The following is a 21864-nucleotide window of genomic DNA, read 5'->3' as shown; positions in this document are numbered from 1 at the left end:
TTATCCACAGTTGTGGAGGGAACGAGCGTTCGATGCCGCAGTAGTGAGGCTGCGACATCCCTGTTCGGCGCGCAAGACGGTCCGTCAGGGTCGTGAGGACGGGCAATCGACGAGCCATCCGCGCTTCGTTGTCAGGCGCCGTTCCAGCCGGAAACGACACGGCCAGAAGCTAACAGCTTTGGACCCCGACAACCAATCGTTTCGGCAGATTCGCGCAGAACCCGAGGTGGGCTGTGATCGATGGGACTGATGTGGTGGCCGCGTGCGCCGGCGTCGACGCGGGGGATCCGAACGGCGCGGGCACGGCGGACGGCGGGAAGCCCCGCCGGGAGCCGGCCTGGGCGGCCGGGGCGAGGTTTGACCCGGGAACGCGCGGTCAGTACCCTCAAACAGTCGCCCGAACGTCGGCGATACGGCTGCGACCCAGGTGGGGACCGCGCCGGTTACCAGCAGCACATGAGACCTACCTAACGGCCATCGCGTCCAACCGCTATGCACTGGACACCGGGTGAGCCACACATAGCGAGGAGAGAGAGCCGTGGCCAAAGGCAAGCGGACCTTCCAGCCGAACAACCGTCGCCGTGCCCGCGTGCACGGGTTCCGGTTGCGGATGCGCACCCGGGCGGGACGCGCCATCGTGTCCGGTCGGCGCCGTAAGGGCCGTCGGTCGCTGACCGCGTGATCCGTGCTTGCCGCGCGGAATCGGATGCGGCGCTCCGCGGAGTTCGCCGCGACGATCAAAAACGGTCGCCGTAGCGCTCACCCCGCCCTGGTCCTGCATGCCCACCGGGCGACGCCGGGGGCATCGGCGCCCGGCCCACGGGTTGGGCTGGTGGTGAGCAAGGCGGTCGGCAACGCCGTGGTCCGTCACCGGGTGTCCCGGCAACTACGCCACGTGGCCCGCTCCGTCATCGACGACCTCGACCCCGACGTCCGGCTGGTCATCCGCGCGCGCCCCGGTAGCCACCGGACGTCCTCGGCGGCGATGGCGGCCCAGCTGCGCGCCGCGCTGACGCGAACGGCGGCGCGGCCCGGGAGCTGGCGGTGAACGCCCGGCGGTGGCGCAGCGTCCCGGTGCGGGTGGTGATCGCCCTGATCGAGGGCTACCGGGGGATGATCTCACCGCTGCGGTTGCCGACGTGCCGGTTCACGCCCACCTGTAGCCAGTACGCGGTCGAGGCCCTGACCCGGCACGGGTTGGTGCGCGGCGGGGCGCTCGCGGTGTGGCGGCTCCTCAAATGCGGGCCCTGGCATCCGGGCGGCTGGGACCCGGTGCCCGGCACCACCGAATCCGACGACGACGTTGCGACCGGCCAGCGAGCGGAGAGTGAATCCCTTGTCCTTTGATCCGATGAGTCTCGACTACGTCTATTACCCGGTCTCCGCGATCATGTGGGTCTGGTACAAGCTGTTCGGCGTGGTGCTGGGCCCGGCCAGCTTCTACACCTGGGTGCTGGCGGTGATGTTTTTGGTGTTCACCCTGCGCGCCATCCTCTACAAGCCGTTCGTGCGGCAGATCCGCACCACCCGCAAGATGCAGGAACTGCAGCCGCAGATCAAGGCGCTGCAGAAGAAGTACAGCAAGGACCGCCAGCGGATGGCGCTGGAGATGCAGAAACTGCAGCGCGAACACGACTTCAACCCGCTGCTGGGCTGCCTGCCGATGCTTGCCCAGGTGCCGGTGTTCCTGGGCCTGTTCCATGTGCTGCGGTCGTTCAACCGCACCGGCACCGGCATCGGGCAACTCGGCCTGTCGGTGCAGGAGAACGCGTCGCTGGGCAACTACGTCTTCAGCGCCGAGGACGTCGGCAACTTCCTGAACGCGAAACTCTTCGGAGCGCCGCTGGGGGCCACGATGACCCAGCGCGGTCCCACGCTGGAGGCGTTCGGCGACGACTTCAGTCGGGGCGCGTTGATCGCGGTCGGGGTGCCGGTGATGATCCTCGCCGGCATCGCCACCTACTTCAACAGTCGTGCGTCGGTGGCCCGGCAGAGCCCGGAGGCCGCCGCCAACCCGCAGACCGCGATCATGAACAAGCTCGCCCTCTACGTCTTCCCGCTCGGTGTGGTGGTCGGGGGTCCGTTCCTGCCGTTGGCGATCATCTTCTACTGGTTCTCCAACAACATCTGGACCTTCGGCCAGCAGCACTACGTCTTCGGCAAGATCGAAGAGGAGGAAGCGGCGAAGAAGCAAGAGGTGCTCGAGCGTCGCTCGGCCAACGCGCCGGCCCCCGGTGCCAAGCCGACCCGGCCCGCCAAGGGCAAGCGCGCCGGCGCGCCGGACGCCGAGGACACCGGCGCGGATGAGGGTCCCGCCGCGACCGACACCGCCACCGATGCGCCGAGCAAGGCCGCCACCGACACCGCCGGGAGCGCCGCGGCCAGGGCCGGGAAGAAACCGCAACCCGGCCGCAAGCCGAAGAAACGGAAGCAGTGAACGGGAGCGGCGCGGTGTGCGCCGACCCGGGGGAGAAGGAGAACACGACGATGACCGATGCCACCACGGCCGACGGGGCCACCGACGAGACCACCACGGCGACCGACGCCGACGCGGTCGAGCGGATCGATGAGGGGGAGGACCGCTTGGTCGCCGAGGGGGAGATCGCCGGGGACTACCTCGAGGAGTTGCTCGATCTGCTCGACTTCGACGGCGACATCGATCTCGACGTCGAGGGCAACCGGGCGGTGGTGAGCATCGACGGTGGCGACGATCTGACCAAGCTGGTCGGTCGCACCGGTGAGGTGCTCGACGCCCTGCAGGAGCTGACCCGGCTGGCCGTGCATCAGAAGACCGGGGAGCGCAGCCGGCTCATGCTCGACATCGCCGGCTGGCGACGCGACCGGCGCACCGAGCTGGCCGCCCTCGGCGACACGGTGGCCCGGCGGGTTGCCGAGACCGGGGAGCGCGAGGAACTGGCGCCGATGACGCCGTTCGAACGCAAGATCGTCCACGACGCGGTCGCGGCGGTCGACGGCGTGCACAGCGAGAGCGAGGGCGTGGAGCCCGCGCGGCGCGTGGTCGTCCTGCCGGACTGACCTCCGGAGTTACATCGATGTAGTTCTTCAAGAGGGGATGTTTCACGTGAAACAGGCCGAGCCGGCCGATGTCCCCGACGGCGCCGCCGAGGTCTTCGGCGCGGGGCTCGGCACGGCCCAGCGGTACGCCGCACTGTTGGTGAGCGCCGGGGTCGAGCGTGGTCTGCTCGGACCGCGCGAGGTGGGCCGGCTGTGGGAGCGCCACCTCCTCAACTGTGCGGTGGTCGCCGAGCTGATCGAACCCGGGGAGCGTGTCGTCGACATCGGCAGCGGGGCGGGACTGCCCGGCTTGGCCCTGGCGATCGCACGGCCGGACCTGACCGTGACGCTGGTGGAACCGCTGCTGCGCCGCAGTACGTTTCTGCGCGAGGCGGTGGCCGAGTTGGGAGTGGCGGTTGCGGTGGTGCGGGGACGGGCCGAGGACGCCGCGGTCCGGGACGAGGTCGGCGGCGCCGACGTGGTCACCTCGCGCGCCGTGGCCCCGCTCGATCGGCTGACCGGGTGGAGCCTGCCGTTGCTGCGCGACGGCGGACGGATGCTGGCGATCAAGGGCGAGCAGGCGGCCGGGGAGGTCGCCGAGCACCGGCGTGGGATGGCGGCGCTAGGCGCCGAGGATGTCAGGGTGGTGAAATGTGGCGAGGCCTTTTTGACGGTTCCCGCGACCGTGGTGATCGCGGTGCGCGGACGCAGCAGCGGCGGCCGGCCGCGGCCGGCGAAACGAGCGGGCAGGAGATCGAGATGAACGTGCCGAACGGTCCCCGGGAGCCGGTGCCGCCGGCGCCGAAGGTCGGGGGAGGGCCGGTTTCACGTGAAACACCGCCGCGCCCGGTTTCACGTGAAACACCGCCGAGCATCGATACTCCGATCGGCGCGGCCGCGGAACGGGCGATGCGGGTGCTGCACACCACGCAGGGCCAGTTGCCCCGTCCGGCACGGCGGAGGGTGCTCACCGTGGCCAACCAGAAGGGCGGCGTGGGCAAGACCACGACAGCGGTGAACCTCGCCGCCGCCCTCGCGGTGCAGGGACTCAAGACCCTCGTGATCGACCTCGACCCGCAGGGCAACGCCAGCACCGCGCTGGGCATCAGTGACCGTCAGTCCGGCAGCCCGTCCTCCTACGAGATGCTGCTCGGCGAGATCCCGGCCCGGGCCGCGGTCCGGCAGAGCCCGCACAGCCCGCGGCTGTTCTGCATCCCCGCCACGATCGACCTCGCCGGCGCCGAGATCGAACTGGTGTCGATGGTGGCCCGGGAGAACCGGCTCGCGAGAGCGCTGACCGACCTCGACGGGCTCGACTTCGACTACGTCTTCATCGACTGCCCGCCGTCGCTGGGGTTGCTGACGATCAACGCGCTGGTGGCCGCGGCGGAGGTGCTGATCCCGATCCAGTGCGAGTACTACGCGCTGGAAGGGGTGTCGCAGCTGATGCGCAACATCGAGATGGTCAAGGCCCACCTGAACCCGCATCTCGCGGTGAGCACCGTCGTGCTGACCATGTATGACGGCCGCACCAAACTCGCCGACCAGGTGGCCGACGAGGTGCGGCGCTACTTCGGCGACCGGGTGCTGCGCACCGTGGTGCCCCGCAGCGTCAAGGTCTCCGAAGCGCCCGGGTACAGCATGACGATCATCGATTACGATCCGGGGTCACGGGGCGCGATGAGCTACCTCGACGCCAGCCGGGAGCTCGCCGAGCGCACCCGGCCCGCCGACGGCCAGGGGAAGGGACCACGATGAGTCAACAGGCGCGCAAACGGGGTGGCCTCGGCCGGGGCCTGGCCTCGTTGATCCCCACCGGTCCGGCGCCGGGGGAGACCGATCCGGCGCAGCTGGGCCCGCGGATGGGGGAGTCCGCGGCCGACATCGTGCTCGGCGGCGCCCGCGCCGCCGCTCCCGACCCCGCGCAGGGGCACGATGGTCAGGATCTCGGTGCGGTGTATCGCGAGATCGCCCTGGCGCAGATCGAACCGAATCCCCGCCAGCCGCGCCAGGTCTTCGACGAGGAGGCGCTGGCCGAGCTGGTGCACTCGATCCGCGAGTTCGGCCTGATGCAGCCGATCGTGGTGCGCGAGGCCGGCAAGGCCGACGCCGGCGGGCCGCGCTACCAGTTGGTCATGGGGGAGCGGCGGTGGCGCGCCGCCCAGAAGGCGGGCCTGGACGTGATCCCGGCGATCGTCCGCGACACCGGCGACGACACGCTGCTGCGCGATGCGCTGCTGGAGAACATCCACCGGGTGCAACTCAACCCCCTGGAGGAAGCCGCCGCCTATCAGCAACTGCTCGACGAATTCGGGGTCACCCACGACGAACTCGCCGCGCGGATCGGGCGGTCCCGCCCGCTGATCTCCAACATGATTCGGTTGCTGCGGCTGCCGATCGCGGTGCAGCGGCGGGTGGCCGCCGGGGTGCTCTCCGCCGGGCACGCCCGCGCCCTGCTGTCCTTGGAGGCCGGCGCCGAAGCCCAGGAGGAGCTCGCCGCCCGGATCGTCGCCGAGGGGCTCTCGGTGCGCGCCACTGAGGAGGCGGTCACGCTGGCCAACCGGGCCGGCCCCGACACCCCGCCGGCGCCGAAACGCAAGCCGATCCAGATGCCGGGGCTGCAGGATGTCGCCGAGCAGCTCTCCGATGCGTTCGACACCCGGGTGACGGTGAGCCTGGGCAAACGCAAGGGCAAGATCGTCGTCGAGTTCGCCTCGGTCGACGATCTGCAGCGCATCGCGGGGTTGATGATCGCTGCGAAGCCCTGACCGGAGACACCGGGACGTTCCGTCACTGTGACACAACGGTGTCCGATCAACGCTGAATCCAGCGGTCCGACACCGCTTTGCGAGTGAAACTTGTTGCGGATCAACGGTTTACGAGCTTCGACGGCGCCGTCGGCGCCGCCGGTGACGGCGGTGGCACCGCCGCGGGCCTCTCTCTTATTCTGGAGGTGCCGCAATTCGCCGGCCGCGACGCACGGAGGCCCGGAAGTCTAGTGTCTGCTCGAATCACCCCGCTGCGACTCGAGGCATTCGACCAGTTGCCCAAGACCGCGCGCCGCTGCGTGTTCTGGGAGGTCGATCCGGGCACCCTCGATGCGGGGGAGCGGCTCGCCGACCCGGAGTTCGAGAAGGAAGCGTGGCTGTCGATGGTCATGCTCGAGTGGGGTTCGTGCGGTCAACTGGCGCTGCCGCCCGCCGACGCGCTCCGGCAGCGGTGCCTGGGCTATGTCTTCTACGCCCCGCCCCGGGTGGTGCCGCGGGCGCGACGGTTCCCGACCGGACCGGTCTCGGCGGACGCGGTGCTGCTGACGTCGATGGCGGTGGAGCCCGGCGGGCAGAGCACCGGGCTGGCCGCGCGGTTGGTGGCCGGGGCCGTCGAGGATCTGGTGCGCCGCGGGGTGCGCGCGCTCGAGGCGTTCGGGCGCACCGAGGCGGCAGCCGTCGACCTCGCCGGGCCGGCCGGGGCGGTGGGCGATCCGCAGATCCGGTCGGTGCTCGCCGGCATCGACGAGTGCCCGTTGCAGCACTGCATCATCGACGCCCAGGCGCTGCAGGACGCCGGGTTCGTCGTGGTGGCCCCACACCGGTACTTCCCGCGGCTGCGGCTGGAACTGGACAAGGGGCTGGGCTGGAAGGCCGATGTGGAGGCGGCGTTGGAGAGGCTGCTGGAAAACGCGGAGCTGACCCAACCGGTCGGCGCCGGAGTCGGCGGCGGAGTCGGCGGCGGGGGGAGCCAGAAGCCGGGGGAGCTAAGGGCTGGGGGAGCTAAGGACTAAGAGCCGGTGATCCGACCGGCCTGCTCCACCGACATCTCGTGGGCCAACAGCTCGGCGAAGGTGAATGTGCCTGTGGGCCGGTCGTTTTTGCCGAGCAGGTAGAGCCGCTTGACCGCGGCGAGGACCCCCTCGGCGATAGCGTCGCGGGTGTGCGGTGCTGTCAGCAGGGCCAGATCGCGCGGACTGGTCAGGTAGCCGATGTCGATCTGTACCGTCGGCATCCGGGTCAGCCGCAGCAGATCCCAGGTGCGGCTGTGGCTACGGCAATCCGGTAATCCGGTGCGCGCCACCAGTTCCCGCTGGATCAGATCGGACAGGTTGCGTCCCAGCGGCGAGACCGACCCGTGGGCGTTGCCGAAGTAGAACGACGCGATCCCCGTGGCGGCGGCGGTCGGGTGGGTGGCACAGCGCAGGCTGATCATCAGGTCGGCGCCGATGTGGTTGGCGGTGGCGGCCCGTTCGGTGTCCGACGGCCCGTGGTCGACCGGTCGGGACAAGAACGTCTCCATGCCGATCGCGGTCATCCGCCCTTCGAGGCGACGAGCCAAGTCCCACAACAACTCCGCCTCGCTGACCGGACCCGAAGCGGTCTGCACGATCATCCCGTGATCCGAACCGCCGCAACCGGGGTCGATGACGATGCGCCGCCCCGACAGTTTGGGACCGGAGCTGCGGACCAGCTCCTCCTCGCGGATCGCGTGCGGTGAACCACCGGTGACCCGCGAGCCCAGAAAGTACAAGGACCGCAACGTCTCCGGACCGCAGATGCCATCGGCGCGCAACCCGTACTCGCGTTGGTAGGACATCAGCGCGTTGTGGGTGTGCAACCCGAAATGGCCGTCGACGAGTTCGGTGTAAAAACCCAGATCCTGCAGCCGGGCCTGCAGGGTGACCACGTCGTCGCCGTACATCGGTGCGCCGAACTGGTGGTGCAGGGTCCGTTCCCCGAGCCGGTAGGACGCCTCTTTGAGCGCCCGGTAGGTGGCCTCGCCGACGATCCCGTCGACGAGCAGCCCGCGGCGCTGCTGGAACGCCCGCACCGCCTGGTCGAGTTCGGCGTCGAACACGTCGAGGGCGACCCGCTGTCCGGTCGACAGGTCCGCATCGGGGCTCTCGACGAACCCGAGCGTCATCAGCGTGGCCCGGATCTCGGTCACCGCGGCGCCACGGTCCCCGAGTCGCAGAGCGTCGCCGCCGCGAGCACTCGACATGGCAGAACCCTCCGGTCAGATGGCGTCAGCGGCCCGGTGGCGCCGACGGATGCAGGCTGGCTGCCTGTCATTGTCGCAGATGGGGGCCGTCTGCGAAAAAATCCCGGGTCGCGGTGTCGCGACCAGCGGGCCCGCGGCGACCCGCTAGGGCGCCACGTCGGCCAGTTCGCGCAGCAACGCCGCCTTGCCCTTGGTGCCGACGATCCGTTTGACCGGTTCACCGTCGACGAACAGCAGCAGGGTGGGCAGCGAGACCACCTGGTAGGTGCGGGCGGTCTCGGGGTTGGCGTCGACGTCGAGTTTGGCCACGGTGAGCGCCCCGGCCTTCTCCGCGGCGACCTCCTCGAGCACCGGCGCGATCATCTTGCACGGCCCGCACCAGTCGGCCCAGAAATCCACCAGCACCGGGGTGGCGGCGCCGAGCACCGTCTCGGCGAAGGTCGCCTCGGTGACCGGGATCGTGGTGGCGCTACTCATGGGGGGCTCCAATCAGGTCGGCGTCGGGGTGGGCGGCTTCGGCCAGCCAGCGTTCGGCGTCGATGGCGGCCGCACAGCCGGTGCCCGCGGCGGTCACCGCCTGCCGGTAGGTGCGGTCGACGAGGTCGCCGGCGGCGAACACCCCGGGCAGCGAGGTCGCGGTGGTGGGGGTGGCCACCCGCACGTAGCCGTCGGGGTCGACGTCGAGGGCGTCGCGCACCAGCTGCGACCGCGGGTCGTGGCCGATCGCGACGAACACCCCGGTGACCGCCAGGGTGCTGTCCTCGCCGGTGACGGTGTCGCGCACCTGCAGGCCGGTGACGGTGTCGGTGCCGGTGACCGCGGTGACGACGGCGTTGGTGAGGAACCGGATCTTGTCGTTGGTGCGGGCACGCTCCAGCATGATCCGGGAGGCCCGGAACTCCTCGCGACGGTGCACGATCGTCACGCTGCGGGCGAACCGGGTCAAAAACGTGGCCTCCTCCATCGCCGAGTCCCCGCCGCCGATGACCGCGATGTCCTGGTCGCGGAAGAAGAATCCGTCGCAGGTGGCGCACGAGCTGACCCCGCGCCCGAGCAGCTCCTGCTCGCCGGGTACCTGCAGGTAGCGGGCGGCGGCCCCCATCGCCAGGATCACCGCGCGACCCCGGTGGGTCTGGCCGTCGGCGGTGGTGACCGTCTTGACCGGCCCGCGCAGGCTGAGCGACTCGACGTCCTCCATGCGCAAATCGGCGCCGAACCGCAGCGCCTGCTCGCGCATCTGGTCCATCAGCTCCGGGCCCAGGATGCCGTCGCGGAACCCGGGGTAGTTCTCCACGTCGGTGGTGGTCATCAGCGCCCCGCCGTAGGAGGTGCCCTCGAACACCAGCGGGGCGAGCTGGGCGCGGGCGGCGTAGATCGCGGCGGTGTAGCCGGCGGGCCCGGAGCCGACGATGATCACGTCGTGCACGGCGTCAGTCCCGGCGGGGGAGGAAGTCATGTGTGCCTTTCAGCTCGAACTCGCGGCCCCGGCGGGCCGCCCGGTGTCCAGGGCTAGCAACGCCAGCCTAAACGGCGGTGTTCCCGGCTCAGCCGGCGGCGCGCACCGTGATCTCGGAGATGGTGGTGCGGTTCTCCCCGCCGGTGGTGCCCAGCTTGGTGATCCACACCAGCAGCGTGGAGGTGGGCTCGTCGGACTCCCCGGTGTCGACCTTGACGGTGTTCTCGCCGCGGTGGATCGGGGTGACCGGGCTCAGCTCGGTGGTGTCGGACAGTTTGGCCGGCGACGGGTCGGAGGCCGACCGCAGCTGCACCTCGGTGCCGGTGCTGGAGACGGTGATCGTCACCGCGCCGACCACGGTCGGTTCGGGCAGCTCCAGCAGCAGCCCCACACCGCTTTTGAAGTTGGGGAAAGGCTCCGGGTCGGTGTAGATGTCGGTCTTCCAGCCGGTGGAGGACTTGCCGTCGATCGCCTGCCCGGCGTCGCCGGGGTTGTCCGCGCCGCCGTCCGGGGAGAACACGCTCGCGCGCACCGGGGTGACCACCTGCCCGGGCGGGGTGGGGGAGCTCTGGCTGCGCGCCGACGACGACGGGGTGTTGAGCCCGAGGCGGTCCTTGTCCAACCCGCCGCCGACGTCGCCGAAGATGCGCCCCAGCACCGAGGCCAGCACCAGCAGAAACACCGTGATGATGGCCACACCGATGCCGGCGCCGATGAGCACCATGCGGCGCCGGCGGGCCATCGCCTCGGCGTCGTCGTCGGCGGGACGGCGCTCCCGGCGCGGAGCCGGTTCGGCGTCGACGTCGAGCGGTTTGAGCAGGTCGGTCTCGTCGGCGACCACCGCCGCCTGCTGCAGCAGGTTGAGCAGGGTGGCCGCGCTGCGGATCCGGCCGTCCTGGCGTACCGAGTGGTAGGCCGCGGTGGAGATCTGGAACGGGATGTCGGGGTTGACCGTCGACGGTTCCACCGGCTGGCCGGAGCGGTCCCGGTCGGCCGGCGGCAGCCCGCCGGGCCCGCCGGCGTGGGCCAGCGGCCACCGGTCGACGAGCAGCGCGTAGAGCACCGCCCCGATCCCGGCGATGTCGTCGGCCGGGGTGGCCTCCGGCAGGGTGCCCGGGAAGGCCAGCGCCACTTCGCCGTCGATGCTGACCCGCACCCGGCTGGGATGGTCGATCGCCAGCGCCACCCCGCTGCGGTGCGCGGTCTCGGCGGCCGCGGCCAACGACTGCACGGCCCGGGTCGCGCCGATCGGGGACGGTGCGGTCTCGGCGACCTCCCGCAGCGACCCGCCGCGGATCCATTCGGCGACCACCATGCCGCCGGCCCCGGTGTGGGCGACGTCGAGGACCCGGGCGATGCCGGCGTGCTCGATGCGGGTCAGCCGCAGGGTGCGCGACAAGATGGTGTCGACGGCCTCGTCGGAGAGGCTGCGGTCGGGGTTGACGAAGGTCAGCGCGACCTGGCGGTCCAGCGCGGTGTCGAGAGCCTGCCAGAACTGCAGCCCCGGCGGGCCGCCGTGGAACACCAGCAGCCGGTAGCGGCCACCGGCGATGCTGGTTCCGGGCACCAGCACCGACTCATCCGGTGACGACGCCGACGGCGCCACCTCGGAGTGCAGCGCGTCGGGCTGGAACGTCTCGGCGTCCGGCCCGCCCCCGCTGCTCGGCGCGCCGCCCGACGGGGTGGAGGAACTCTCGATCACCTCCGGTCCTTTCGGTTCTCCGGCGTCGACCGGTGGGTCGGCGGCTCCGCGCCGAATGTCCGGCGATGGCCTCATGCTGTGCATAGGGTACGTGACCGGCGCGGGCGCGGCCCGCCGCTCGGCGGGAAAAGATCGCCGCCCCCGCAGCCGGCGCTGCACGGTGAGCAGCGCGGCCTCCGCCTCGGGCACCCGGGCCTGGATCAACACCAGCGCCACCAGCGGCAGGATCAGCGCGGTCAGCACCGTCAGCCGCAGCAGCGAGCCCGGCCCGCCGTGCTCGGTGAGGCGCGCCAGCCCGAGCAGCCGGTCGACCGCGTAGGCGACGGTGCCGGCCAGCAGCGAGGCGGCGATGGTGACCAACACGGTGCGCACCACGGTCGGGGTGAGCAGCCGCCCGTCGGGGGGCTGCAGCCGGCGCCGCAGCAGCAGATGGCCCATCACCGCCCCGGCGAGGAACCCCAGCCCGTTGGCCAGCCCGAGGAACCCGGCCACCATGTCGGGGTTGGTGGTCACGTGCGGGGCGGCCAGCGAGCCGAGGATCTTCACGGTGGTGATCACCACGATGATCACGATCGGTGTCCAGGGCTGTTCGCGGGCGTAGAACACCCGCAGCTGCAGCAGCACCAGCGCGTAGGGGATCAGTGTGAACGCCGACAGCGCGATCGCCGCGCCCAGATAGCCGGCGTCGACGGACCCGAAGTTGCCGTAGGCGAACAGCGCGCTGCCGATCGCCGGTCCGCCGACGGTCATCACCGCCACCATCGGGATCAGCGTGATCATCGTCAGCCGGGTGGCCAGCGAGAAGTCGTCGAGCACCGCGGGGATGTTGTCGGCGGCGGCGTTGCGGCTCAACCGCGGCATCACCACGGTGAGCACCGTCACCCCGATCATCCCGAACGGCAGCATCAACACCAGCCAGGTGTAGTTGTAGATCGCCGGGCCGGAGGCAGCGGCGGTGCTGGCGATCTGGTTGCCGACGACCAGCCCGATCTGGCTGATCAGGACGTAGGCCACCATCGCCGCGGCCATGGCGGCGAACCGTTTGAGCCGGTCATCGATGCCCCACAGCGGGCGCAGGCTGATGTGTTCGCGCCGGATCGCCACCAGCAGCACCACCGCCTGGGCGACCACCCCCAAGGTGGTGCCCACCCCGAGCACCAACAGTTTGGGGTTGCCCATCCGCACCGGGTCCACCGACAGTTCCCCGGGCACCAGCAGGTAGGCCACCAGGGTGGCGATCGCCACCACGTTGTTGAGCACCGGCGCCCAGGCGGGCGGGCCGAAAATGTTGCGGTTGTTCAGGATCGCCATGAACACGCTCGACAGCCCGTAGAAGATCACCTGCGGCAGCAGCAGATAGGCGAATGCCGTGGTCAACGCGGCGTTGACCTGGGGGTCGCCGCCGAGCATCAAACGCACCAGCTGCGGGGCGGCGGCGACCGAGACCACCGTGGTGACCAGCAGCAGGGCGGTGGCCGCGGTGACCAGCCGACGCACGAACGCGGCCCCGCCGTCGGGGTCATCGCGTTCGGCGCGCGCCAGCACCGGCACGAAGATCGCGGTGAAGGTGGCCTCGAGCACCAGCGCGGCGATGAGGTTGGGCAGCTGGTTGGCCACCGAGAACGCACTGGACAGCGCCGCCCCCAGGATCGCGGCCAGCAGAACGATCCGGACGAACCCGGTGATCCGGCTGACCAGGGTGGCCAGCGCCATGCCCCAGGAGCGCGACACCACCGCCGCGTCGGTGAGCTCCGGGCGCGCTCCGGCGCGGGGTTGCCCGGCGGGGGTGGCGGCGGTCACGGCCGGGCGCCGTTTCCGCGGCGCGGCTCGGGCAGGTCGGCGCGGTCGGGCTGGCCGCGGAACCGGTGCCACAGCCGCCGCCCGGCCAGCACCACCAGCACCGCGGTGGCCGACAGGGTGATCGCGAACAGCACTTTGCCGTAGGCGTTGGCGTGCACCGACAACCGCACCGTCTGGCCCAGCGGCATCCCGTCGGGGGTGCTCAGCGCGGCATCGACGGCGACGCGCTGGTTCAACCGCACCTCGATGGGCACCCGCAGCGGCAGGTAGCCCGGCGGCAGGTCGATCTCGCCGAGGTCGGTGACCGTCATGCCCGGCGGGGTGTCCAGGTGCAGCCGCACCCGCACCGGCACCGCCAGATCGTTGCGCAGCGCCAACGGCAGCGGACTGTGCTCGGTGGCCAGGGTGTAGGAGCCGCCGGGGTTGACCACGGTCACCCCGCCGATGAGGTTGGTGACCGTCTCGGTGACGGCGCCCAACTGACGGTGGGCGAGCTCGTTCCGGGCCGCCGGCGGGACGGCCTGGCTCACCGCCCGCAGCATGTCTTCGCGCAGCGGGGCGGTGTAGGCCACCCCGGTCAGCCCGGTGCGCGGGTCGGTGGTCAGTGCCCCGGTCAGGCCCCACAGCCGACGGGACTGCTCGCCGATGGCGGCGGTGACCGCGGTGTCGAAACGGCCCCGGTCGACGTGCGCGGGCAGCACCGCGGCCGCCCCCGGGGCGGCGGTGGTGGCCTGGGCGGCGGTGAGCAGCTCCGGCAGGGGGCGCGGCACCGCCAGCCCGGAGCGCAGCGCCATCGCCAGCGTCGACAGCAACGCGTGCGCGTCGTCGGGGTGCAGCGTCCAGTTCGCCGGCGGCACCAGCAGTTCGGTGCGCGGCGTCACCCCGGTGGCCAGCATCCGCCACAGCAGCGCGCCGAGGCTGTCCTGGCGGCGGGCCACCGCCGAGTCGTGGCGCAGGTTCTGTTTGAACCCCCGGTTGGCGGCGGTGTCGAGGTAGGTCGGTGCGGTCGGGGTGGTGCCGAGGGCGGCCAGCGCCGCCCCGACCGCCGGGTCGAACGGGGCCAGCGTCACCCGCGGGGACAGCCGCCGCGGGTGCAGATCGGCCGGCGCGCCGCCCTCGTCGGCGGTGTCGGTGCCGGTGGTGTCGGTGCCGGTGGTGTCGGGGGCGGCGGCCAGCGCCACCGTCTCGGCCTGTCCGGCGAGCAGGTCGGCGGCGTCGCGGGTCAACGGCGCCTGACTGAACGGCATCGCCCCGCGCACCGTGGTGATGTCGAGCAGCTGGTCGACCAGCGCAGCGGTGCCGGCGGTGGCGATCGTGGCCAGGCCGCTGTCCCCGGCGCGCTGCACGGCGCCGAGGTCGGCCTGGGCGTAGGGCAGCGGGGTCACGCAGAGCCGGCCGGCCAGTGCCCGCAGCCGGGTCAGCCAGTCGGTGGCCGCGGCCTGCCCGGCGCCCGGATGGGTCGCGGCGGGATCGTCGGGGTCGGACACCACGTAGCCGCCGGTCATGGCGTTGACGGTGACCAGCAGGTCCGGGTCGATCGCCAGGCACAGGCTGCGGGTGACCGCGCCGCCCGGGTCGGCGCCGGCACTGGTGGCGAACTCCACCGTCGACAGCAGGATGTCGAGGCGACCGCCGGGTGCCAGCGAGGCGGCCAGCTCGTCGTCGGTGAGCCGCACCGGCACAGTGCCGCCGGGCACCCCGGGCGCCAGCCGGGGCCGATCGGCCAGCGGCCACAGCATGGTCAGCGCCACCGGGTGCGCGGTGTCGGCCCCGCCGGTGTCCTCGCCGGTGGACGCCGAAGAGTCGGGTTCGGCGCCCCCGCCGGTGGGCACCGCGAGCACCGGCAGCAGGAACCGGGCGTCGTCGAGGCGGGCCGGCGCACCGAAGTCCGGTGTGGCGTTGACGTTGACCAACAGCGGATAGACGCCCGGGTCGGTGATGTCGGGCACGGCCCCGTCGGCGGCGGCCAGCGGGCGGGTCAACGTGAAGGACGCCTTCTGGCCGCGTTGCAGTTCGGCGGCGACGGTGCGGAACCCGGCGACCGGCTCGAACTGGTCGTGCTGGCCGCGCAGCGGGGTGCGCAGGCCCGCGGCGGTGCCCACCGCGGCGGCCTGCTCGAGCCGGACCATCACGTCGCGCACCGGTCGGTCCCCGGTGTTGGTGACGTGACCGGCGACGGTGAGCTCCGGGCCGCTGTCGGCGGTGACGACCGCGGGGGTGACGGTGTCGATCTGCACCTGCACGAACGACATCGCGTCGGGGGCGTCGTCGGCGACCGCCGGGGCGGCGGCGACACCGAACAGGCCGATCGCGATGCCGGCGATCACGGCGAGACGCAGCCAGGCGGGGCGCCTCACGGGCTGGGACCGCGACCGCTCTTCCGGCGCGGGGTGCGGTTGTCGGGACGATGACTGCGGGCGTGGGAGTGGGTCTGCGGGCGCCGCCGCGGCGCCGACGGCGGCAGCGGCGGCAGCGCGGCCTGCCCGTCGCTGTGCAGGGCGTCGAGCAGCCGGTCGGCCACGTCGGCGAGCCGGCGTTCGTCGGCGTAGGCCAGTCGGCTGCGCAGTTCGGCGATCGGCACCCACGCCACCTCGGCCACCTCGACGTCGTCGTCGCAGAGTTGCCCGCCGTGAAACCGCATCAGGTAGTGGTGCACCGTTTTGTGCACCCGGCGCCCGTCGGTGACGAACCAGTAGTCGATTTTGCCCAACGCCGCCAGCACCCGGCCCTGGATGCCGGTCTCCTCGGCGACCTCCCGGATCGCGGTCTGCTCGGCGGTCTCGCCGACCTCGATGTGGCCCTTCGGCAACGACCAGAGCATCCGCCCGCGGCGGTCGAGCCGGCCGATGAGTGCGGCGACCTGTTCGGCGCGGGGCCGGTCGATGCCGTTGACCACCAGCCCGCCGGCGGAGGTCTCGTGCACGGTGCGCAACCGTTCGCCGCGCCGCCGCGTCACACGCGGGTGCACGGTGCTGTTCTCGACGGTGGCCTCCGGGGTGGCTGGAGCGACGGGCCGACGACGGCGACGCCGGTTGCGGCGCCGTCGTGGTTTCGCCTGTTCGCCCTCCGACACCCCAGCGATATTAGCTGTTCGCCGCGGCGCCACCCGGGACGCTCGCCGCCGCCCGGCAGGCCCGGCTAGGCTTTCAGCCCGTGTCCGACCCCACCCACGACGACGACCTGCTGGCCGCGGCCGTCGCGCTCAACCGGCACGCCCCGCTGCTGCGGGAGCTGGGGGCGCGGTTCGCCGCCGCGGGCCACCAGCTGTACCTGGTGGGGGGATCGGTGCGCGACGCGCTGTTGGGCCGGCTCAGCCCCGACCTGGATTTCACCACCGACGCCCACCCGGAGCAGATCCAGGCCGCGGTGCGCGGCTGGGCCGACGCGCTGTGGGACACCGGCATCCAGTTCGGCACCGTCGGGGTCGGCAAGGGTCCGGCACGGCTGGAGATCACCACGTTCCGCGCCGACAGCTACGACCAGGTCTCCCGCAACCCGCAGGTGCGTTTCGGCACCAGCCTCGACGATGACCTGGTGCGCCGCGACTTCACCGTCAACGCGATGGCGGTGCGCATCACCGCCGACGGCGCCGGGGACTTCCATGACCCGTTGGGCGGGCTGGTCGCCCTGCGCGCCCGGGTGCTCGACACTCCCGCCGCGCCGGAGCAGTCGTTCGGCGACGACCCGCTGCGGATGCTGCGTGCGGCCCGGTTCGTCTCCCAGCTGGGGCTGACCGTGGCCCCGCGGGTGCGGGCGGCGATCACCGCGATGGCCCCGCAACTGGCCCGGATCACCGCCGAACGGGTCGCCGCCGAACTGGACAAGCTGCTGGCCGGGGCGGATCCGGTCGCCGGTATCGACCTGGTCGTCAGCACCGGGCTCGGTGATGTGGTGGTGCCCGAGATCGGCGGCATGCGCATGGCGATCGACGAGCATCACCAGCACAAGGACGTCTACCAGCATTCGTTGACCGTGCTGCGCCAGGCGATCGACCTGGAGGACGACGGGCCCGAGGGTGGTCCCGATTTGGTGCTGCGGTGGGCGGCGCTGCTGCACGACATCGGCAAACCGGCCACCCGCCGCCACGAACCCGACGGGGGAGTGAGCTTCCACCACCACGAGGTGGTGGGGGCGAAGATGGCCCGCAAGCGGCTGCGGGCGCTGAAATACTCCAAGCAGATGATCCACGACATCTCCCAGCTGGTGTATCTGCATCTGCGGTTCCACGGCTACGGCGACGGTGCCTGGACCGACTCGGCGGTGCGGCGGTATGTCACCGATGCCGGCCCGCTGCTGCCGCGGCTGCACAAGCTGGTGCGCGCCGACTGCACCACCCGCAACAAGCGGCGGGCGGCGCGGCTGCAGGCCAACTACGACGAGCTCGAGCAGCGGATCGCGGCGCTGGCGGCCGCCGAGGATCTGCAGCGGGTCCGCCCCGACCTCGACGGCAACGAGATCATGGCGATCCTCGACATCCCGGCCGGCCCGCAGGTCGGGCAGGCGTGGCGGCACCTCAAGGAGCTGCGCCTGCAACGCGGGCCGCTTCAGCGCGACGAGGCGATCGCCGAGCTGCGGGCGTGGTGGGCCCAGCGCGATTCCGGCTAAAGCGTGTGTGCCGCCGGCTCAGCGTCCCGGCCCGGGCGGGCCGGCGAACGCCTGGGCGATGCCCAGCCACGTCTCGGCGTCGGTGCCCTCGGCGTGTAGATCCAGCGCCGCGCGGGACCGGCGCTGGGTGACCAGCGCACAGAAATCCGCCGCGGAGCCGGTGACCTTCTGGGCGGCGTCCGGCGGCCCCCAGGCCCACAGCTCACCGTCGGGGCCGCGCAGCGCGACGTGGAACGGCTCGGCCGGCGGGGCCAGCCCGTTGACGGTGTAGGCGTAGTCGCGGGTCCGCACCCCCAGCCGGGCGATCGACTGCAGCCGCGCCGTCGGCGGGCGCACCACCGCGAGGGCGTCGGCCACGTCCAGCCCGTGCGCCCACGTCTCCATCAACCGGGCGGTGGCCATCGACGCCGCGCTCATCGGCGGGCCGAACCACGGCAGCTTGCGTCCGTCGGGCACCCCGGTCAGCAGCTCGTGCAGCCGCGCGCGGGTGTCGCGCCACGCCCGCAGCAGCCGGTCGGGGGCCATCGCCGCCGCATCGGCGGCGCCGTCGTCGACGAAGCCGGTCGGGTTGGCCATCGCCGCCGCCAGCTGGTCGTTGAACGCGGCGTCGTCGCTGATGGCCAGCACCGAGACCCGGTCGGTCCAGAGCAGATGCCCGATCTGGTGGGCGATCGTCCACCCGGGTGCGGGGGTCGGCTGTGCCCAGTCCGCGGCGGTCAGCGGTGCGACCAGTGCGTCGAGGTCGTCGCTCTCGGCGCGCAGATCGGCGACGACGGCGGCGGCGGGGGAGACGGTGGGGCCTGCCATCGGGTCAGCTTAACCACCGTCAGCGGGCGAACACGGCGTGCGTGGCCAACCCGAGTAGGTACATCGCGCTGGCCACCACCACCAGGGCCGGGGCGTGACCGTCGGCGGGCATCACCGAGGCGGCGGCGGCGATAGCGGTGACGAACGCCACCCAGAACAGGGCGTCCTGGACGGCGAAGATGTGGCCGCGCAGCGTGTCGTCGACGTCGATCTGCATCGCCGAGTCGGCGCAGAGTTTCACCGTCTGCCCCGCCATCCCCAGGGCGAAACCGCAGCTTAGCAACACCGGCAGCTGCAGGCCGACGGCGGCCAGTTGCACCACCGTGGCCACCGCCAGCGCGCCGTTGCCGGTGGCGTAGCGCCCGACCCGGCCGACGATCGCCGGGGTGAGCAGCGTCGCGGTGAACGAGCCGCCGCCGGTGGCGACCCCGAACAGCGCCGCGGTGCCCAGCCCGGCGAGCCCGGCGGTGGCCTGCGGGCCGCTGTGGCGCACCAGCACCAGCACCAGCAGGGTGTTGATCCCGAACGCCATCCGGTGGGCGACCAGCCCGGAGAGGGTGGCGGCCACGGTGGGGTAGATCCGCAGGGTGCGCAGTCCGGCCAGCCAGCCGGTCGCGACCGCGTAGACCACCGACCGGGTGTCGGGGGCGGTCAGCGGCAACGGGCCGAGCACCCGCGGCGGGAACCGCAGCGCCAGGATCAGTGCGGCGGCCACCGGCACGGTGACCAGGACGATCACGGTGGCCGCGCCGGCGTCGCCGGCGCCGATCAGCTGGCGGGGCACCAGCATGAAATAGGCGCCGAGGAACGCCGCGACCGCTCCGGTGGCCACCGCCACCGAGTTCATCGTCACCACCAGCCGCTGCGGCACCACGTGCGGCAACGCCGCCGACAGCCCGGAGCTGACGAACCGGGTGAACCCGTTGGCCAGCAGCGCGGTGCACAGCACCGCCACCTCACCGGCCCCGACGGCGAGCAGCACCGCGATCCCGGCGACCAGCACCAGCCGCGCGGCGTTGGCGCCGATGAGCACCAACCGCCGGTCCCACCGGTCCAGCAGTGCCCCGGCGAACGGGCCGAGCAGCGAATACGGCAGGAACAGCACCGCGAACGCCCCGGCGACCTCCCAGGGGTCGGCGACCCGTTCGGGGTTGAACAGCAGCGCCCCGGCCAGCCCGGCCTGGAACAGTCCGTCACCGAACTGGCTGGCGGCACGCAGTTTGAGCAGCCGCCAGAAGTCGCCGAGGCCGCGCACCGTGCGCCACAACGTGGCGGGGGTGCGGGGCTGGGTCAACCGAACCTGCCTTCCGATGTGGGCCGGGGCGGGGCCGCCCGGAATCACCGTACAAATTATCCCGATCGGACGCGCCCGGTTGTCCGCCGCGACGGTCCGGCAATGTCATTATGGGGAGGTGGCCCAGCCCGAAGACCCCGAGGACTATGTCGCGCCGGCGGCGCAACGCATCCGGGCGGGCACCCTGCTGCTGGCCAACACCGACCTGCTGGAGCCGACGTTTCGGCGCAGCGTGATCTACATCGTCGAACACAATGACGGCGGCACCCTGGGCGTGGTGCTCAACCGGCCGTCGGAGACCGCGGTGTACAACGTGCTGCCGCAGTGGGTGGATCTGGTGGCCAAACCGAAGACGATGTTCATCGGCGGGCCGGTCAAACGGGACGCCGCGCTGTGCCTGGCGACGCTGCGGGTCGGACTCGACGCCACCGGGGTGCCCGGCCTGCGGCCGGTGGCCGGGCGGATGGTGATGGTCGACCTCGACAGTGACCCGGAGACCATCGGCCCGCTGGTCGAAGGGGTCCGCATCTACGCCGGCTACGCGGGCTGGACGATCGGTCAACTCGAGGATGAGATCCACCGCGACGACTGGATCGTGCTCTCGGCGCTGCCGGCGGATGTGCTGGTCGGGCCGGGAACCGATCTGTGGGCCCGGGTGCTGCGCCGTCAGCCGATGCCGTTGGCGCTGTTGGCCAGCCACCCGATCGACATCAGCCGCAACTGAGCGCGCGCGGTCGGCAGACCGGGCGGGGTTTGTGCACTGGCGGTGATCGGCGTGGGCGTGTCGCCGCCGTGGTTGCACACACCCCCCGATAGCCCCCGCCGCTAGCCCCCGCCACCTGGCGCCGCCGGGGGCTCAGGCGCGGCGGGCCAACCGGGCGGCGATCACCGCGCACACCACCAGCTGGATCTGGTGGAACAGCATCAGCGGCAGCATCGTGATGCCCACCGTGGCGGCCGGGAACAGCACCAGCGCCATCGGCAGCCCGGAGGCCAGCGACTTCTTCGATCCGCAGAACAGCACGACGATCCGGTCGGCGCGGTCGAAGCCGGCCAGCCGTCCCGCCGCGGTGCTCACCGCCAGCACCACCGCCAAAAGGGCGGTGGCCACCACCGCGACGGCGACCACCCGCCACGGCCCGACACTGCTCCAGATGTGGCGGGTCATGCCGAGGGAGAACGCGGTGTAGACCACCAGCAGGATCGATCCGCGGTCGACCAGTTTGGTGATCGCCGCGTGCCGGCCGATCCAGCCGGCCACCGCCGGCCGCATCAGCTGACCGGCGGCGAACGGCACCAGCAACTGCACCACGATGTCGCCGAGCACGCCGGGATCGATCGGGGCGCCGCGGGTGTGCATCAGCGCCATCACCAGTACCGGGGTGGCGACGACCCCGACGATGTTGGAGATGGAGGCGGCCACCAGTGCGGCCGACACGTTGCCGCGGGCGATCGAGGTGAACGCGATCGAGGACTGCACCGTGGAGGGCACCAGCGTCAAAAACAGCAGCCCGGTGTAGAGCTCGGCGGTGAGCACGGTGGGCGCCAGTACCGCGGCGGCCAGCCCGAGCGCGGGGAACACCCCGAAGGTGATCGCCAGCACCAGCAGGTGCAGCCGCCAGTGCCGCAGGCCGTGCCAGGCCTGGGCGGGGGACAGCCGGGTGCCGTAGAGCCAGAACAGCAGTGCGATCGCGCCCTTGGTGACCCCGCCGAGCACGCTGGCGGCGGTGCCGGAGGCCGGCGCCACGGTGGCCACCGCGACGGTGGCCAACAGCGCCAGCAGGAAGGTGTCGACGGGCAGTGCCCGAAGCCACCGCATCGGCGCTAGTGGCAGGGCTGAGTGCAGGCGCTGCAGGCCCCCGCACAGCCGTCGGCCTGCTGGCGGGCCTCGGCGGCCGCGGCGTAGCGGGCGGAGTGCCAGATACCGGCCGCGACGGTGCCGGCGGCGCCGAGCACCCCGACGACCAGCGCCGCCACCGCGGTGCCGGTCGGGGCCACCGCGGCGGTCACCCCGGCCATGGCGAGCATGCTGGCGGCGGCCAGTTGGGTGGGAGCCACCGCCCGCAGCACCCGCTGGACGGGGTCACCGGTGTCCGGACGGGTCAACGTCCACACGCCGCGCGCGGCCACCAGCAGCGCCGCAACGCAGCACACGACGGTGGCGATCAGCATGACCCAAGGATAGAAGGCCCG

General features: G+C 72.1%; 21 protein-coding genes. 11 read left to right on the top strand and 10 right to left on the bottom strand.

Features of this window, described 5'->3' with window-relative positions:
• Positions 1–538 precede the first annotated feature (538 nt).
• The 9 genes from rpmH (at position 539) to B8W67_RS12225 (ending at position 6796) form a co-directional block, all read left to right on the top strand.
• The gene (rpmH, locus tag B8W67_RS12265) at positions 539–682 is read left to right on the top strand and encodes a 50S ribosomal protein L34 (RefSeq protein ID WP_019735309.1); all 144 of its coding nucleotides are present in this window, start codon (positions 539–541) and stop codon (positions 680–682) included.
• A 3-nt stretch (positions 683–685) separates the two neighbouring features.
• Positions 686–1048, top strand: coding sequence for a ribonuclease P protein component (gene rnpA, locus B8W67_RS12260; RefSeq protein WP_085304204.1), 363 nt, complete (start codon positions 686–688; stop codon positions 1046–1048).
• Positions 1049–1113: 65 nt separating this feature from the next.
• Positions 1114–1347, top strand: coding sequence for a membrane protein insertion efficiency factor YidD (gene yidD, locus B8W67_RS12255; RefSeq protein ID WP_207567703.1), 234 nt, complete (start codon positions 1114–1116; stop codon positions 1345–1347).
• Between the two features lie 4 nt (positions 1348–1351).
• Positions 1352–2437, top strand: coding sequence for a membrane protein insertase YidC (gene yidC / locus B8W67_RS12250; protein ID WP_085304202.1), 1086 nt, complete (start codon positions 1352–1354; stop codon positions 2435–2437).
• 50 nt (positions 2438–2487) lie between these two features.
• Positions 2488–3036 (top strand): Jag family protein, encoded by a 549-nt coding sequence (locus B8W67_RS12245; RefSeq protein WP_085304242.1) that lies wholly within the window; start codon positions 2488–2490, stop codon positions 3034–3036.
• Between the two features lie 46 nt (positions 3037–3082).
• Complete coding sequence (gene rsmG / locus B8W67_RS12240; protein WP_085304240.1) at positions 3083–3778, top strand: 16S rRNA (guanine(527)-N(7))-methyltransferase RsmG; 696 nt, start codon at positions 3083–3085, stop codon at positions 3776–3778.
• Complete coding sequence (locus B8W67_RS12235) at positions 3775–4773, top strand: ParA family protein (protein ID WP_085304201.1); 999 nt, start codon at positions 3775–3777, stop codon at positions 4771–4773. Before rsmG ends, B8W67_RS12235 begins: the two co-directional genes overlap by 4 nt.
• Positions 4770–5783: a ParB/RepB/Spo0J family partition protein gene (locus tag B8W67_RS12230; protein ID WP_085304200.1), complete on the top strand. Its 1014-nt coding sequence runs from the start codon at positions 4770–4772 to the stop codon at positions 5781–5783. Before B8W67_RS12235 ends, B8W67_RS12230 begins: the two co-directional genes overlap by 4 nt.
• A gap of 230 nt (positions 5784–6013) precedes the next feature.
• Positions 6014–6796 (top strand): acetyltransferase, encoded by a 783-nt coding sequence (locus tag B8W67_RS12225; protein ID WP_234806739.1) that lies wholly within the window; start codon positions 6014–6016, stop codon positions 6794–6796.
• Here B8W67_RS12225 and B8W67_RS12220 read toward each other — a convergent pair.
• From B8W67_RS12220 to B8W67_RS12195, 6 genes are all read right to left on the bottom strand, one after another.
• A complete protein-coding gene (locus B8W67_RS12220) occupies positions 6793–8007 on the bottom strand; it encodes an N-acetylmuramoyl-L-alanine amidase (protein ID WP_085304199.1) in 1215 nt (404 codons plus the stop codon). The two genes, B8W67_RS12225 and B8W67_RS12220, sit on opposite strands and share 4 nt — an antisense overlap.
• Before the next feature lie 144 nt (positions 8008–8151).
• Positions 8152–8484: a thioredoxin gene (gene trxA / locus B8W67_RS12215; protein ID WP_085304197.1), complete on the bottom strand. Its 333-nt coding sequence runs from the start codon at positions 8482–8484 to the stop codon at positions 8152–8154.
• Positions 8477–9463 carry a thioredoxin-disulfide reductase gene (trxB, locus tag B8W67_RS12210; RefSeq protein WP_085304195.1) on the bottom strand — a complete coding sequence of 329 codons (987 nt, stop codon included), beginning with the start codon at positions 9461–9463 and terminating at the stop codon, positions 8477–8479. Before trxB ends, trxA begins: the two co-directional genes overlap by 8 nt.
• 88 nt (positions 9464–9551) lie before the next feature.
• Complete coding sequence (gene murJ / locus B8W67_RS12205; protein ID WP_234806738.1) at positions 9552–12965, bottom strand: murein biosynthesis integral membrane protein MurJ; 3414 nt, start codon at positions 12963–12965, stop codon at positions 9552–9554.
• Positions 12962–15322: a hypothetical protein gene (locus tag B8W67_RS12200; protein ID WP_085304193.1), complete on the bottom strand. Its 2361-nt coding sequence runs from the start codon at positions 15320–15322 to the stop codon at positions 12962–12964. The genes murJ and B8W67_RS12200 overlap by 4 nt, the downstream gene beginning before the upstream one ends.
• Positions 15319–16038, bottom strand: coding sequence for an NUDIX hydrolase (locus tag B8W67_RS12195; RefSeq protein WP_085304191.1), 720 nt, complete (start codon positions 16036–16038; stop codon positions 15319–15321). The genes B8W67_RS12200 and B8W67_RS12195 overlap by 4 nt, the downstream gene beginning before the upstream one ends.
• Before the next feature lie 80 nt (positions 16039–16118).
• Between B8W67_RS12195 and B8W67_RS12190 the strand changes: the two genes are divergently transcribed.
• A complete protein-coding gene (locus B8W67_RS12190) occupies positions 16119–17570 on the top strand; it encodes a CCA tRNA nucleotidyltransferase (protein WP_085304189.1) in 1452 nt (483 codons plus the stop codon).
• Positions 17571–17588: 18 nt separating this feature from the next.
• Here B8W67_RS12190 and B8W67_RS12185 read toward each other — a convergent pair whose 3' ends face one another.
• The gene (locus tag B8W67_RS12185) at positions 17589–18377 is read right to left on the bottom strand and encodes a TIGR03084 family metal-binding protein (protein WP_085304187.1); all 789 of its coding nucleotides are present in this window, start codon (positions 18375–18377) and stop codon (positions 17589–17591) included.
• A 19-nt stretch (positions 18378–18396) separates the two neighbouring features.
• Complete coding sequence (locus B8W67_RS12180) at positions 18397–19671, bottom strand: MFS transporter (protein WP_085304236.1); 1275 nt, start codon at positions 19669–19671, stop codon at positions 18397–18399.
• Between the two features lie 118 nt (positions 19672–19789).
• On the opposite strand from B8W67_RS12180, the gene B8W67_RS12175 reads away from it, so the two are divergent.
• Positions 19790–20395, top strand: coding sequence for a YqgE/AlgH family protein (locus B8W67_RS12175; protein WP_069391625.1), 606 nt, complete (start codon positions 19790–19792; stop codon positions 20393–20395).
• A 132-nt stretch (positions 20396–20527) separates the two neighbouring features.
• Here B8W67_RS12175 and B8W67_RS12170 read toward each other — a convergent pair whose 3' ends face one another.
• Positions 20528–21490 carry a bile acid:sodium symporter family protein gene (locus B8W67_RS12170; RefSeq protein WP_085304185.1) on the bottom strand — a complete coding sequence of 321 codons (963 nt, stop codon included), beginning with the start codon at positions 21488–21490 and terminating at the stop codon, positions 20528–20530.
• Between the two features lie 5 nt (positions 21491–21495).
• Complete coding sequence (locus tag B8W67_RS12165) at positions 21496–21843, bottom strand: hypothetical protein (protein ID WP_069391623.1); 348 nt, start codon at positions 21841–21843, stop codon at positions 21496–21498.
• Between the last annotated feature and the right edge of the window lie 21 nt (positions 21844–21864).

Source organism: Mycolicibacillus koreensis, assembly GCF_002104795.1.
GTDB classification, from domain to species: Bacteria; Actinomycetota; Actinomycetes; order Mycobacteriales; family Mycobacteriaceae; genus Mycobacterium; species Mycobacterium koreense.
Note: the sequence above shows the minus strand (reverse complement) of the source record. Positions and strands in the feature narration are given on the sequence as shown.

Coding starts and splice junctions, on each gene's coding strand:
- trxA (WP_085304197.1), bottom strand. CDS start 8,484: ATGAGTAGCGCCACCACGATCCCGGTCACCGAGGCGACCTTCGCCGAG.
- trxB (WP_085304195.1), bottom strand. CDS start 9,463: ATGACTTCCTCCCCCGCCGGGACTGACGCCGTGCACGACGTGATCATC.
- B8W67_RS12165 (WP_069391623.1), bottom strand. CDS start 21,843: ATGCTGATCGCCACCGTCGTGTGCTGCGTTGCGGCGCTGCTGGTGGCC.
- B8W67_RS12220 (WP_085304199.1), bottom strand. CDS start 8,007: ATGTCGAGTGCTCGCGGCGGCGACGCTCTGCGACTCGGGGACCGTGGC.
- yidC (WP_085304202.1), top strand. CDS start 1,352: ATGAGTCTCGACTACGTCTATTACCCGGTCTCCGCGATCATGTGGGTC.
- B8W67_RS12170 (WP_085304185.1), bottom strand. CDS start 21,490: ATGCGGTGGCTTCGGGCACTGCCCGTCGACACCTTCCTGCTGGCGCTG.
- B8W67_RS12235 (WP_085304201.1), top strand. CDS start 3,775: ATGAACGTGCCGAACGGTCCCCGGGAGCCGGTGCCGCCGGCGCCGAAG.
- B8W67_RS12245 (WP_085304242.1), top strand. CDS start 2,488: ATGACCGATGCCACCACGGCCGACGGGGCCACCGACGAGACCACCACG.
- B8W67_RS12230 (WP_085304200.1), top strand. CDS start 4,770: ATGAGTCAACAGGCGCGCAAACGGGGTGGCCTCGGCCGGGGCCTGGCC.
- yidD (WP_207567703.1), top strand. CDS start 1,114: ATGATCTCACCGCTGCGGTTGCCGACGTGCCGGTTCACGCCCACCTGT.
- B8W67_RS12185 (WP_085304187.1), bottom strand. CDS start 18,377: ATGGCAGGCCCCACCGTCTCCCCCGCCGCCGCCGTCGTCGCCGATCTG.